Source organism: Streptomyces sp. 3214.6, assembly GCF_900129855.1.
GTDB classification, from domain to species: Bacteria; Actinomycetota; Actinomycetes; order Streptomycetales; family Streptomycetaceae; genus Streptomyces; species Streptomyces soliscabiei.
Genome location: NZ_LT670819.1, coordinates 4410661 through 4423258 on the forward strand (window position 1 = coordinate 4410661; position 12598 = coordinate 4423258).

The following is a 12598-nucleotide window of genomic DNA, read 5'->3' on the forward strand; positions in this document are numbered from 1 at the left end:
CCGGGTCGCTCGCATTCCACGGCGGGTACCCCGTCGGCCTGGCGGAATTCCGCCCCCGGCCGCGGGAATTCCGCCACCCTGTCCCTGACGGTTCCCCGGGAATTTGCTGTAGGTACGGCTGACTCCCGTGTTCGTCCGACGACTTCAGGCCAAGTGACCAGCGACGACGCGGAGAACCGTTGGCCACATGTTAGCGATTCGTTGGCGCGACCTGATGTGATCACAACATCGGAACCGGCCCGACGGCGCGCGCGTGTCTGCGCGCAACTCGGGGGAGTGTCGCCGCCGTGGCCGGGTCCGGAGGTGTGCGGGGCTGCGGTCGTCGGAGGTGAACGACCGGGCCCCGCACTCCGCGTTGCCGTGATGGTGGCTCAGATGATCGGCGGTCGACCGAGTCGGGTCAGCTGCCACACCGTCCGCCACTTCATGGGCCGCCGCCCGCCCGCAGGTTTGCGCACGCCCTCCGCGAACCCGGCGAACCAGGCCTTCAGGCCGCCGGCGGAACGCGTGCGCAGCAGGGTGACGGCGATCCACACGCCCAGGTGGACGGGGATGAGGGGCAGCGGAAGGTTCCGCCGGACGAGCCAGACCCGGTTGCGGGCGGTGACCCGGTGATAGATGGCGTGCCGGGCGGGCGAGGTCTTTGGGTGCTGGAGCAGCAGCTCGGGCGCGTAGAGGATCTTCCAGCCGGCGTCGACGGCCCGCCAGGCCAGGTCGGTCTCCTCATGCGCGAAGAAGAACTCGGCGGGCCAGTCGCCGGTCTCGGCGAGCATGGCCATGCTCAGGGCGTGGCCGCCGCCGAGGAAGCCGGTGACGTATCCGCCGCGCATCGGATCGGCGTCGCCGGCACGCGGCACGTGCCGGCGCTGGGTCTCGCCGTGCTCGTCGGCGATGCGGAAGCCGACGATGCCGAGGCCGGGGTCGGCGGCGTACAGGTCGCGGACGCGGCGCAGGACGTCGGCGTCGACGAGCAGCCCGTCGTCGTCCAGTTCCACGACGACGTCCACATCCCCGAATTCACGGAGCCGGGCGAGAGCGACGTTGCGGCCGCCGGGGCAGCCGAGGTTCTCGTCGAGGTCGATCGTGGTGACCTCGCCGGGCAGGGAGAGGCGGTGCGTGAACTCGGGGAGGCGGCAGCCGTTGCCTACGATCACGATGCGCGCGGGGGCCAGGTCCTGCTTGGCCACCGACTCCAGCAGGGCGTCGACCTCGGCGGGCCGGTTCCCCATGGTGACCACGGCAACGGCGATCCTCGGCTCCACCGACTCCACCACGTCCCTCACTCCATCCGGCCCTCGACAGCAACCGCGCCCCGTCCATGCGCGGCCTGGTCGTTCACCAATATGTTGCCTCAGGTGGGGACGTTGCTCCGGCACCTGCATATTTTGCTTAGTCTCGGACCGGACCGTCCCTCCTGGAGGAAACACCGTGCCCTTCCGCTGTGCCGTGCTCGACGACTTCCAGAACGTCGCGACGACCTTCGCAGACTGGTCTGTCCCGGGTGAGGAGCTGGAGGTGGTGTCCTTCACCGAGCACTTCGGCGACGAGGACGAACTCGCCGCGGCGCTGACCGACTTCGACTGTGCGGTCACCCTGCGGGAGCGGGTCGCCTTCCCCGCGTCGGTGTTCGACCGACTCCCCCGGCTGCGGCTGCTGATCGCCTCCGGCATGCGCAACTCGGTGATCGACTACGCGGCGGCGAACGCGAACGGCGTGACGGTGTGCGGCACGGAGAGCTCGTCGACGCCGCCGGTGGAGCTGACGTGGGCGCTGTTGCTGGGCCTCGCGCGCGGGCTGGTCGAGGAGAGCACCGCGCTGCGGGAGGGGCGTATCGCGGGGGCGGGGGTCGACGTCTTCGACGTGGAGCCGCTGCCTGCCGACCATCCGATGCGGACGGCTCCGCGCCTGCTGGCCACTCCCCACCTGGGGTACGTGTCCCGCGCGAACTACGAGCGGTACTACGGGCAGGCGGTGGAGGGGGTACGGGCGTATCTGGCGGGGGCGCCGGTGCGAGTGCTGGGGTGAACCCGGGCACCCGCGACGGCGGGCGTTGCCAGGACTGTCTACTCGGCGGTGTCGAAAAGGTCGTCCGCTGTCGTCGCGTGGACTGCACGCTCGGACCAGACGGAGAGCTGGTCGAAGTCGGTGCACGCCTCGACGCGGGCTCGGACGGTGTCCGGGACGGTGATGCCACGCAAATCGAGAATGCGGAGAGTCATCTCGGCTCGGTCCTTGAGACGGCCTTCTTCTCGGCCTTCTTCCCGGCCTTCTTCTCGGCCTTCTTCCCGTACCTCCTCGGCGAGCGGGTGTCGCCAGAAGTACTGCATCGCCGTCATCAGGTCCCTCCACATCTGCCGGACCTGGTCATTTGCCAGGCACGAGTCGACGAACTGCACGAGGACCGCGGCACTGTCGCGGTCGATGGTCCGCAGGTCGGCTGCCAGCGATTCCAGTATGGCGGGGGCCTGCCGTCCCCGGCCGTGCGTCATGGCCGAGAGCGCGGCCAGGGGCGGGTCCTGAATGGCCTCCTGCTCGGTGGCGATCACAGGTACGTTGTCCGGCCCCAGCACGAAGGGCCGCACCGTGAGTGAGGGCATACCACGCACTCCGAAGTGGATGGGCTGTGCCGCCCAGCGGGCGGTGGCGCTGCTCTGGGTGACGACGATGAGGACGGGCTCGCAGCGGTACTTCTCGTAGAGGTAGCTGAGGTAGTACGGCCAGCTGCCGCGCTTCCTGTCGTCCGGCTGGCCCTGCGACTCCACGACCAGGAGGTACGTGCCCTCGTCGGTCTCGGCCCGCAGCAGCGTGTCCACGCGCCGCTCGATGGGCTCGATCTCGGTGAGGTCGACGTTCATGCCGGCGAAGTCGTACGGCGTGGGGAAGGGGATGCCCAACACCTGTTGCAGGGCACGGGTCAGCAGCGCGGGGTCCTTCTGGAAGATCCGGTGCAGCGCCTCGTGCGACGAGCCGACCATCGGCTCTCCTTTCTGTCCGACGTGATCAACGAGCTACGCCGCGTTCAGTTCGCACCACACGAGCTTGCCGCGGTGCCCCATCCGGGACAGCGGCTGCCAATGCCAGAGGTCCGAGCAGGCCCGCACCAGGGCCATGCCACGGCCGCTCTCGGCATCGCCGAGCTCCTCCAACCGGCTTGGGGGTTCCGGGGGTTCGGGGTCGGCATCCCAGGCCCCGATCTGGAGGACGCCGTCGCGGTAGCGCAGGCGCAGACAGGCGGGGCCCTTGGTGTGCAGGATCGCGTTGGAGACCAACTCGGAGGTGAGAAGTTCGGCGGTGTCAATGAGGAGGGCGAGGCCGTGGACGGTCAAGATCGCGCGGAGGGTGTGACGGGAGACGGTGACGGCTCTGGGGTCGGTCGGGATGTACAGGGAGTACTCCCAGGAGTCGGGGGTGGGGGCGGGGGCGGTTTCGGGCATGGGGCAGCTCCAAGTGGGGGTGGGGTGGGGTGTTGGGGTTACGGGCGGTGGCATGCCTCAGCCGTCATGGCAGGACGGAGCGGTACGCTTCCGCAGCGTGAAGTTCGCGTCACTGACGGTAGGGTCCAAGCTTGGTCCGACGCAACCGACTGTCCTAATCTGACCCCGAACGAGTCAAGGAGGACGTCATGGCGCGCAGAACACAGGTGACCGCCCGCCAGGAGCGCCTGGGCACCGAACTGCGGAAGCTGCGCGAGGCAGCAGGACTCAAGGGGCGGGAGGCCGCCGCGCTACTGGGAACAGACGCGGGGCGGTTGAGCCAGATCGAGTCCGGTGTCGCGGGGGTGAGCGAGGAGACCATACGACGGCTCGTCGCCCACTACGCATGTACGGACACGGAGTTGGCCGACGCTCTGGCAGCCATGGCGAGCGAACGGACACGGGGATGGTGGGAGGAGTATCGGGGGCGGCTGCCCACGGCCTTCCTGGACCTGTCCGAGCTGGAACACCATGCGACCTACTACTGCGACGTAAGCTTCCTCCACATCCCCGGGCTCCTCCAGACCGAGGAGTACGCCCGTCGGATCCTCGGCTATCGGGTACCCGAACTACCGTCAGCCGAACTGGACTTGCGCGTCCGCCATCGGTTGGCGCGGGGCGTCGTCCTGGAGCACCCGACTCCGTTCACGACCGTCATCCACGAGGCGGCGCTACGCATCAGGGTGGGTGACCGAGTGGCGGCAAGAGCGCAACTCTCCCGCGTCCTGGACGTCTCGGAAAGGAACCACGTCACCGTTCGTGTCATCCCCTTCGACCTGGACGATTTCGCCGGCGCCGACAGCGCCATGGTGTACGTGGGCGGAGTGGTCCCGAAGCTGGACACGGTCGTACGCGACGGACCGCACGGAACGGCCTTCATCGACTCCGAGGCCCAACTCGGCCGTTTTCGAACGCTCTTTCATAGGATGGAAGCCGCGTCGCTCGACCCTGGGCGCTCGCGTGACTTCATCCGCAGGCTGGCGAAGGAAGTGTGAGGAGCCCGATGAACGCTCCCGACAACTGGCAGAAGTCCTCGTTCTCCGGCAGCGGAGACGGCAATGCCTGCCTCGAACTCGCCTACACCCCCACCACCCTCCACCTCCGCGAAAGCGACACCCCGGCCACGGTCCTCACGACCACCCCTGCCGTCGTCGCCCACTTCCTGGCAAAGGCTCGCTTGTGCGCCGCACTCCCACCTGTGTCCTGAGCGACGCGGCTTCCCCCGAGGTCAGTGACGGTCATGGCGTGGACCGCTTCGTCGAGATCGGCTCGTTCACGAAGGTCATCACCGGCACGGCGCTGACCCGCATGGCCGCGGCCGGCGTGCTCTCGCTCGACGATCCGGTCGAGCGGTGGCTGCCCGCGGTTCCCGGTACCGGGATCACGCTGCTGCACCTGGCGCGGCACACGTCCGGTCTCCCCCGCCTGCCGCCCGGCGTCGCGCGCCGGGACCCGTACGCGGCGTTCGACCGGGCCGCGGTGCACCACTTGCTGAGCCGGCTCGACACGCTCGCCACCCGCCCGCCGGGTCAGGAGGAGGAGTACTCCAATCTCGGCTACGCGATCCTCGGCGAGGCCCTGACCGTCGCGGCGGGCGCCGCCTACGAGGAGGTGGTGACCGAGTACGTCCTGCGTCCGCTGGACGTGGCGGAGGTGACCGCGAGCCCCGACCCGAACAGGCTCCTGGCCGCCCCGGGCCTGTTCGGACGACCCCGCAGGCCGTGGACGATGCGGGGTGCGATCCTGCCCGCGGGAGGTCTGTGGGCCACCCCCCGCGCGGCGGCCGATCTGCTCGTGCGCCTGGCAGTGGAACGCCGGTTGGGGGATCCGGCGCCGTCCTGGCAGACGGCCGGCCCCCTGCACTGGCACAACGGCGCGACGCGCGACGCCTCGCTCTTCGCCGGGGCGATGGACGACGGCCGCTGGGTGCTGATCCACCGTCTCAACGGAGCACCGGAGGAAACGGACCGGGTCGGCATCGAGGTGCTCAAGCGGAGCGGCACCGCCTCCTGACGCTGGCGGCGGGCTATTCCCAGGCCGGTTTCACGGGGATGTTCCAGCCTCGCAGCATGGCCAGGATCTCCGCCCTGGTCTTCGGCCAGGCGAATTGGAAGGCGCGGTCGAGCACTTCATCACTTTCCAGGAAAAATTCCAAGAAAGTGAAGTAGGCCGTGTCCACGAGCCACCCCGTAGGGTCTTCCTGGAGGCCCTCGATGAACTCGAAGCAACGCTCCAGGAAGTCTTTCTGCTTCGCGTCGATTTCCGGAGATTCCATCACGGGCTGGAACAGCGGGTGAGCAAGCACTTCGGACAGGAGCGTCCCTGGATGGGTGTTTACCTGCTCCCAATGGGTCACCTGCGACGCGCGCAGGCCATGCCGGTCGGCCGCCTTTTTGAAGTAGGGCTCGACCTCCGGGAGCAGCCGCCTGAGCTGCACAACCAGATCATCGGACGAGATTCCTTGCATGTCCATACCTCTTCATAGGGCGCTTGATAATACCGCGCCGCCGGCCGGGAATTCCTCCCGGCCGGCGGCGTCTCTGGTGGGCGGTCCGACGAGGTCAGGCCATCGGGCTCACCACATAGCAGTCACCGAAGAACAGGCATCCCGCGCCCTGGCCGTCGGGCACCACGTCCAGCGGGTCCGTCAGTGATTCGGACAGCCGTTTCGTCGCTTCCTCGAACCCGTAGTTGTAGACGTCCACCGGGAACTGGGCCGCGCTGGCGGCACCGCCCACCACCCCGAACGCCTTGGCGAAACCTCGGCCCTTGATCTTCTCACCCGAGGGCACGGCCCGCTGGGGCGCCTTCGGGTGGAGGTTCTCCGGGACGGCGAACTTCTGCCCTGTGACCTCGCTCATCGATTCCGCTGAGATGACGGTCTTGATGAGATGGGACACCGTCTTCGCGAACTCGGGTTTCGCGTTCACCCTCTTTGTCACCTCGCCGGCCACGTCATCCGCGTTGAGGGCCGTCCAGAGTTCCTTCGACTCGTTGATCGCGACCTTGCGGTCGGAGTCGGAGAGGATTCCCTTTCCGGTGTCCACCTTGGCCTTGCGGTCCTCCTCCAGCAGATCCCTCAGACCGCCCAGTTTCGCGACGGCCTTCTCGATGTGCCAACTCGTTCCCTTACCCCCGAAGGCCTTGCCCTCGTTCATCTCCTCGATCAGGGCCGTGCCCGTCTTACCGTCGCCCACCACGTCCGAGTCCGCGACCTGCGGCCTGATGTAGAGCTCCTTGATGATCTTTTCCAGGCGCTCGCTCTGCACCGCCGGCATATGGGCGCGCTTCTTGTCCATCCCCGGGTTCGGGTTCTTCTTGGGCTTCGAGGGCTTGCTGGGAATGATCCTTCCGCCCTGGCACCTGCCGGGGTTGTCCTGGCACCACGCCATCATGTCCGGGTCGTAGTTGCCGGTCGGGTCGCTGCGCCGCAGCGGGTTGTTGTGCCCGTAGGCATAGCCGTTCAGCTGCTGCGGGTCCGCCGGGTCGACCACCGCGTCGGCGCTGAGGAACCGGCCCGTCGCCGGGTCGTACTCGCGGGCTCCGAGATGGGTGAGGCCGGTCGGGTCCTGCGTACCGCCGATGAAGCCCTTGGTGCCGGGCCAGCTTCCGGCCTGCGGCACCGTGCCGCGTGCTTCGCCGAACGGCATGTTGCGGCGCTGCACCATGACCTGGGTCGTGGCGTCGACGGCGAGTTCGCCCGTGCCGTGGTGGTCGGCGACGACGAACGACAGCGAGCCGTCGTCCTGACGCACCGCGCCCGCCCCGCCGAGGTCGTAGTACCGCCGCGCCGTCGTCTTGCCGGTGGCCTTCGTCCAGGTGATCTCCGTGGCGCCCAGGTACAGCGTGGAGACACCGCCGGGACCGTGGCTGATCAGCCGGTTCCCGTCGGCGTCGTACAGGTAGTCGGTGACGGAGGGGCCCTGGGTCACCGAGGCGAGGTTGCCCTCGGAGTCCCAGACGAACGACTGCTTCGCCCCGCCGCTCGGCGTGCGGGACTCGGTGCCGCCGCCGCCCTCGTAGGTGTAGGTGTCCTTGCCGGTGACGGCGCCCGTGGAGGTGACCGACGTCAGGGTGTTCGGCTGGCCCTTGCCGTTCTCGTCGTAGCGGTAGGTGTGGGTGACGTCCCCTGCGGTCTTCCCGGTGGGGTCGTGCCGGGTGTCGGTGTCCCGGTTCCCGGCCGTCGTATAGGTGTACGACTGCCAGTACGGCGCCGGACCGCCGAGCGCGGTGGTGCCCGGGGCCGACGCGCAGTCACCGGCCGGTGTCCACGCCTCGGTCAGCCGCTGCAGGTAGTCGTAGCGGAAGCACTGCCGGTCGGTGCCCTGGCGCGAGGCGTCGGTGACCGAGTCGACGTTGCCCGAGTCGTCGTAGTCGTAGGTGACCGCGCGGTCGACGCCGGCGATTCCCTCACGCTCGGTGCGGCTCGTGGACAGCAGCTGGGTGCCCGGCTCGTACGTGTTGTTGATCCAGACCCGCTTGCCGGCGTCGCCCAGCTCCAGCTCCTCGAGCTTGCCGGTGAGGCTGTAGCGGGCGTTGCCGACGTAGGTGCCGAGGCCTTCGGCCTTCACCACGCGCTGAAGCCCGTCGTAGGTCGGCGCGACCACCTCGGCGGGCAGGTCCCCCGCCGCCGGGTAGCTGGCGGACTTGACGGTGCCGTCCAGGTTGTAGGTGGTGTTGGTCTGGTAGCTGACGCCCGCGGTGCCGCCGAGTCCGGGCTCCGAGGCCGGGATCGAAACGGTCGTGCGCAGCGGCCGGTACAGGTTGTCGTACGCGTTGATCGTCTGGGTGTACTTCGCGCCGTCCGCGCCGCCGACATAGCGGGTGGAGCTGCCCAGGTAGCCCTTGCGCACGGTGTCGAAGGTCCAGGAGGCCAGCAGCGGGCCCGTGGTGGAGTTCTCCCGGGTCTCGGTGTGCCGGCCGAGCCGGTCGTAGACGAAAGCGATCTTCTTCTGGCGGCCCTCGTCGGTCGCGGTGGTGACCCGGTCCGCGTCGTCGTACGTCGTCCGGGTGGTGCCCGAGTCGGGGTCGGTGGAGGTGAGCTGCCGTCCGAGCAGGTCGTAGGTGTAGGAGCGGACCGTCTTGTCCGGGCTGGTGACCTTGGTCAGGCGCCCGGAGCTGTCGTGCTCGTACAGCGTGCTGTCGAACGCGCCGGTCGGCGACGACCCGTGGAACTCGCGCAGTTCCTTGGTGCGGCCCTTGGCGTCGAGCACCGTCGCGGTCGGCGTGCTGCCGGCCGGCGGGTCGACGGTGACCAGGTCGGCGCTGTGGGTGGTCGTGGTGCGGGACAGCTCCACGCCCACGCCGTTGCCCCGGAGCGTCTTGGTGACGGTCGGGCGGCCCAGGCCGTCGTACTCGTTGACGGTCTGGGTGTCGACCGCGCCCTGCTCGGTCACGCCGAAGAGCTTGGCCTCCGGTGCCTTGGCCGCGTAGTACGGCGCGTACTTCCGCTCGACCAGGCCGCGTTCGTCGTAGAACGTGTCGTCGATGAGCCGGCCGCCGTCGGGGCCCACGGACTGTGACTGCCGGGGTCGCAGCCAGCCGTCGTAGAGGATGTACGACGCCTGCTGGCTGCCGTCGTTCATCAGCTTCTTGGCGACGACCGCGGCGATCTCGCCGTCCGCGATCCGGTAGCCGTACTCCAGGCTCGGCGTCGGGCTGGAGGCCTTGGGCCGGTTGGCGAGCCAGGCCTTGCTGAGCCGGCCCAGGGCGTCGAACTCCGCGTCGGTGCGCTTGCCGTTGGTGTCGATCGTGGCGGTGGGCAGCGAGCGGACTCCGTCGAACTCGGTCACGACGGACTGCGCGCTGGACGGGGTGCCGGCGACCAGTTCGGTGCCCGTCACCGTGAGGGTGCCGGGTTTGGTGCTGGTCGCCGCGGTGAAGACGGTCGTACTGCTGGCCCCCGACGAGTCGGAGGTCGACTTGGCCCGCCCGTAGCTGTCGTAACCGGTGCTCTTCCACCGGTAGTTCGGGGTGGTGCCGGTGTAGCCGACGAGCTCCTCCTGCTTGGTGACCAGGCCCCGGGTCGGGGCGGCGCCGAAGGCGAGGGAGTCGTAGGTGTTGCGCTTGCGGGAGAGCAGGTGCGCGGGGTAGGTGACGGCCGTGCCGCAGGCCACGTCGAGGACCTCGACCTGCTTGGGCAGGGCGCGCAGCCAGGTGGTGGCGTTGTCGGCGTACGAGGTGGTCGTGCACTGTTCGTCGCCGGACGCGGCCTCACCGAGGTCGCTGTCCTCGATGACCCGTCCCAGGTCGTCGAACGTCGTCGCGGTGGAGGTCTGCTGCCAGCTGCCGTCGTGCTTGCGGTCCCAGGTGCGGGTCGCGGCCGTGCCGGTCAGGTTCGCCGTGACCGTGCCCCAGTCCCGGACCCGCTTCGCGGTCTCCTTGCGCCACGGCGTGCTCACCGTCTTGCTCTCCACCGTGCCGCCCGGCCCGGTGTACGCGATCGTCTTGAACTCGGTTCCCTGGAACGCCTCGTGGTCGGTGAGGCTGCCGCCCTCGCCGTCGGAGACGGTCACCGACTTGGCGCCGCCCGCGGCGTTCTTGCGGTCGCCCTCCATGCCCCGCAGGAACCAGTGCTCGTTCAGCGAGCGCATGCCGTCCCAGCCGCCGGTCTCCACCTGGACCCGGCCGTAGCCGTTCCACTGCGACCAGGTCTTGTACTTCTCCTTGGTCAGGCCGTCGTCGTCTGCGTAGTGCCAGGCGGCGCCGTCGAGGTACGCGTACCGGGTGACCATGTCGTCGGCCTTGCCGGTGCGGTCGGTCGCGGTGATCTGGGTGACGACGTACTTGTTGAACCACTCCTGGACGGGGTCCGCGGCGCCGGCGGGCTGCCAGTACTGCGGGAAACAGCGGGTGGTGTTCGTCTCCGGCGTGGGCAGCGCGGCGAAGTCGCACTCGGGCTCCGAGTAGGCGACGTCGATGGAACCGCCCGACTCGTCGGAGACGTTCGCGAGCCGGTACTTGATGAAGGGCGCGATGCCGTCACCGAGCCGGTCGAGACGGTTGGGCCCCTGCTTGTAGCCGAAGGTCACCTTGGGCAGGGTGATCGAGGGGGTAGCGGACAGGCCGGTGTGCTGGATCGACTCCAGGAGCAGGGAGCGGTCGATGTCCGCGTCGCCCCACTTCTGGGTGAACGCCCAGGCGTCGGCGTCCTGGTAGCCGCCCGAGGGCTGGAGGACCTGGGTGGTGATCCTGGCGAGCCGCTTGCGGGACCAGAACGACGGGGCGAAGCGGCCCTTGTCGCAGTCGGTGCCCGCCTTGCAGTTCAGGTAGTACGGCGTGTCCTCCCACCGGGTGGGGTTCTTCTCGATCTCCGCGGCGGCGCAGTCGGCGGCCGTGGGCTGGATGCACCGCTCCACGTTGGTGAAGACGACCTTGCCGGCCGCCTTGGCGGTGAAGAGGGTGTCGCTGCGCTGGCCGTAGTCGATGTGGTCGATGACGCCGCCGCGCTCGTACGGGGTGTCGTCGGCGGCCACGCGGTTACGGCCGTAGGAGTTGGTCTCCGGGTTGTACCAGTACGACATCGCGTTGCCGTGCAGGTCGACGACGTAGTCGAGGTTCCAGCGCCAGGCCTGCTGACACCAGGACGCTGCGAAGGTCGCCTGGTGGCAGGGCTCGCCGGTGTTGTTGCCGAAGACGGGCACGGTCCAGGTGGACTTCGTCTCGGCCTTGCCCGTGCTCCAGCCGGGGAGGCGGTTGTAGCCGAAGAAGTACTGGAGGCCGTCGGTGGTCGTCACCTTCCAGTATTCGCCGTCGTTGTCGCCGTTCGCCCGCTCGGTGGCGTTGCTGAGCCTCTCGACGCGGGTGCCGTCGTCGTTGCGGATCCGCCAGACGTCCTTGCCGGCCGGGATCAGCTCACCCGCACGGCCGTTGAAGCTGATGGTGGCGTTGTCGTATCCCCAGCACTGGTCGCCGGGGGCGTTGTCCTTGCTCCAGTCGCCGTCCTCGCCGCACGGCTTGTAGCGCCGCTCGATGAAGCCGGTGTTCATGTCGAAGCCCGAACCGACCCAGGAGGACTGGTTGTTGCTCGTGGTGGTCTGGCCGTCCACGGAGCCCGAGGAGTAGCCGACGGACAGCTTGGGCAGCAGTCCGCCGGGCACGGTCGGCGCGGCCAGCGGGTACGACCAGGAGAAGTCGCCGGTCTGGAGACTGGTCTGCCACGCGGCGGACGACGACAGCGGGGTCGCGGTGTAGTCGCCGGCGCCCGCGGAGCCGCCGTCGGAGTCGGCCACGGCGGCGAGGACGACGGCGGACGCGGTGGAACGCAGCGCGACGGAGTCGGCGGAGACCGTGTGCTTCTCGCTGTCGTTGCGGCCGGCCACCGGCGTCGACGTGCGGCAGCGGGCCAGCTTCGGGGTGGTCAGCGCGCAGGAGGGCAGGGCGACCAGGCGCAGCCGGGCGCCGTAGTCACCGCCGTACGCCTCGCCGAACGCGGAGTAGTCCAGGCTGACGCCGACGCGGCGGGCGCCGGAGGCCGTGCTCGCGGGGTCGGCGGCGCTGACGGAGAGCAGGACCCCGTCGAGTCCGAGGCCACGGGCGGTGTCCTTCGGCAGGATCCGCACCTGGGCCTTGGTGGAGCCGGTGGCCGCCGGGTCGGCCAGCAGCCGGACGGGCAGCCCAGGCACTGGCAGACCGGATACGGGCAGCGGCGCGGCCGCGGTGCGCCCGGCCCCCTTCGCCGTCGCCTTCTTCCCGGCGGCGGCGCCCGAGGCGGGCAGGGTGACCTGCGCGGCGCCGGCCTTCGGCCAGGTGGCGTGGAGCGCACGACGGGGGCCGGACGTCAGCCCGTCCCGCTTGCGCGGAATGGTCTTGAGCGCCTTGCCGGGTACGGGGTGGTCGGCCTCGACGGCCGGGGTGTGCCTGCTGCCACCCGGCTGCGAAGCGGCCAGCGCGGGCTCGGCCTGGAACAGCGAGCCGGCCATGAGCGCGGCCACCATCAGGGCCGTGTACCGGGCGGAGTACCGGTGGAAGCGCGCCGCGCGCGGCGCGCCGGGCGCTGGTATGGGTCTGGACAACCCGAAAGTTCCTTACGTCGTTGGGTGGGGGGTCGGGAGGATCGGGGGCCGGAAGATCCGGCGGGCGGTCCGGTCATGTGCAAGCCCCGTGCCCGTGGGCACGCGGGCCCT

The 12598-nt window shown here is 69.5% G+C and carries 9 protein-coding genes; 4 read left to right on the forward strand and 5 right to left on the reverse strand.

Annotated features, from left to right (window positions below):
- Positions 1-371: 371 nt before the first annotated feature.
- A complete protein-coding gene (locus B5557_RS19785) occupies positions 372-1262 on the reverse strand; it encodes a glycosyltransferase (RefSeq protein ID WP_079664882.1) in 891 nt (296 codons plus the stop codon).
- 166 nt (positions 1263-1428) lie between these two features.
- On the opposite strand from B5557_RS19785, the gene B5557_RS19790 reads away from it, so the two are divergent.
- Positions 1429-2025, forward strand: a complete 597-nt coding sequence (locus B5557_RS19790; RefSeq protein ID WP_079660727.1) for an NAD(P)-dependent oxidoreductase — start codon at positions 1429-1431, stop codon at positions 2023-2025.
- Positions 2026-2063: 38 nt separating this feature from the next.
- Here the strand turns inward: B5557_RS19790 and B5557_RS19795 are convergent, their stop codons facing one another.
- Together B5557_RS19795 and B5557_RS19800 are read right to left on the reverse strand one after the other, a co-directional pair.
- A complete protein-coding gene (locus tag B5557_RS19795) occupies positions 2064-2975 on the reverse strand; it encodes a hypothetical protein (RefSeq protein ID WP_079660728.1) in 912 nt (303 codons plus the stop codon).
- 33 nt (positions 2976-3008) lie between these two features.
- Positions 3009-3434, reverse strand: coding sequence for an ATP-binding protein (locus tag B5557_RS19800; protein ID WP_079660729.1), 426 nt, complete (start codon positions 3432-3434; stop codon positions 3009-3011).
- 188 nt (positions 3435-3622) lie between these two features.
- On the opposite strand from B5557_RS19800, the gene B5557_RS19805 reads away from it, so the two are divergent.
- From B5557_RS19805 to B5557_RS19815, 3 genes are read left to right on the forward strand one after another with little or no spacing between them, the layout of a single operon-like run.
- On the forward strand, positions 3623-4468 hold the full coding sequence (locus B5557_RS19805) for a helix-turn-helix domain-containing protein (RefSeq protein WP_079660730.1): 846 nt from the start codon (positions 3623-3625) through the stop codon (positions 4466-4468).
- An 8-nt stretch (positions 4469-4476) separates the two neighbouring features.
- Complete coding sequence (locus B5557_RS19810) at positions 4477-4680, forward strand: DUF397 domain-containing protein (RefSeq protein WP_079660731.1); 204 nt, start codon at positions 4477-4479, stop codon at positions 4678-4680.
- Positions 4681-4718: 38 nt separating this feature from the next.
- Positions 4719-5486 (forward strand): serine hydrolase domain-containing protein, encoded by a 768-nt coding sequence (locus B5557_RS19815; RefSeq protein WP_331716840.1) that lies wholly within the window; start codon positions 4719-4721, stop codon positions 5484-5486.
- Between the two features lie 13 nt (positions 5487-5499).
- Here B5557_RS19815 and B5557_RS19820 read toward each other — a convergent pair whose 3' ends face one another.
- Positions 5500-5940, reverse strand: coding sequence for a hypothetical protein (locus B5557_RS19820; RefSeq protein ID WP_143688196.1), 441 nt, complete (start codon positions 5938-5940; stop codon positions 5500-5502).
- Positions 5941-6034: 94 nt separating this feature from the next.
- Positions 6035-12487: an RHS repeat domain-containing protein gene (locus tag B5557_RS19825; RefSeq protein ID WP_079660734.1), complete on the reverse strand. Its 6453-nt coding sequence runs from the start codon at positions 12485-12487 to the stop codon at positions 6035-6037.
- Positions 12488-12598 lie beyond the last annotated feature (111 nt).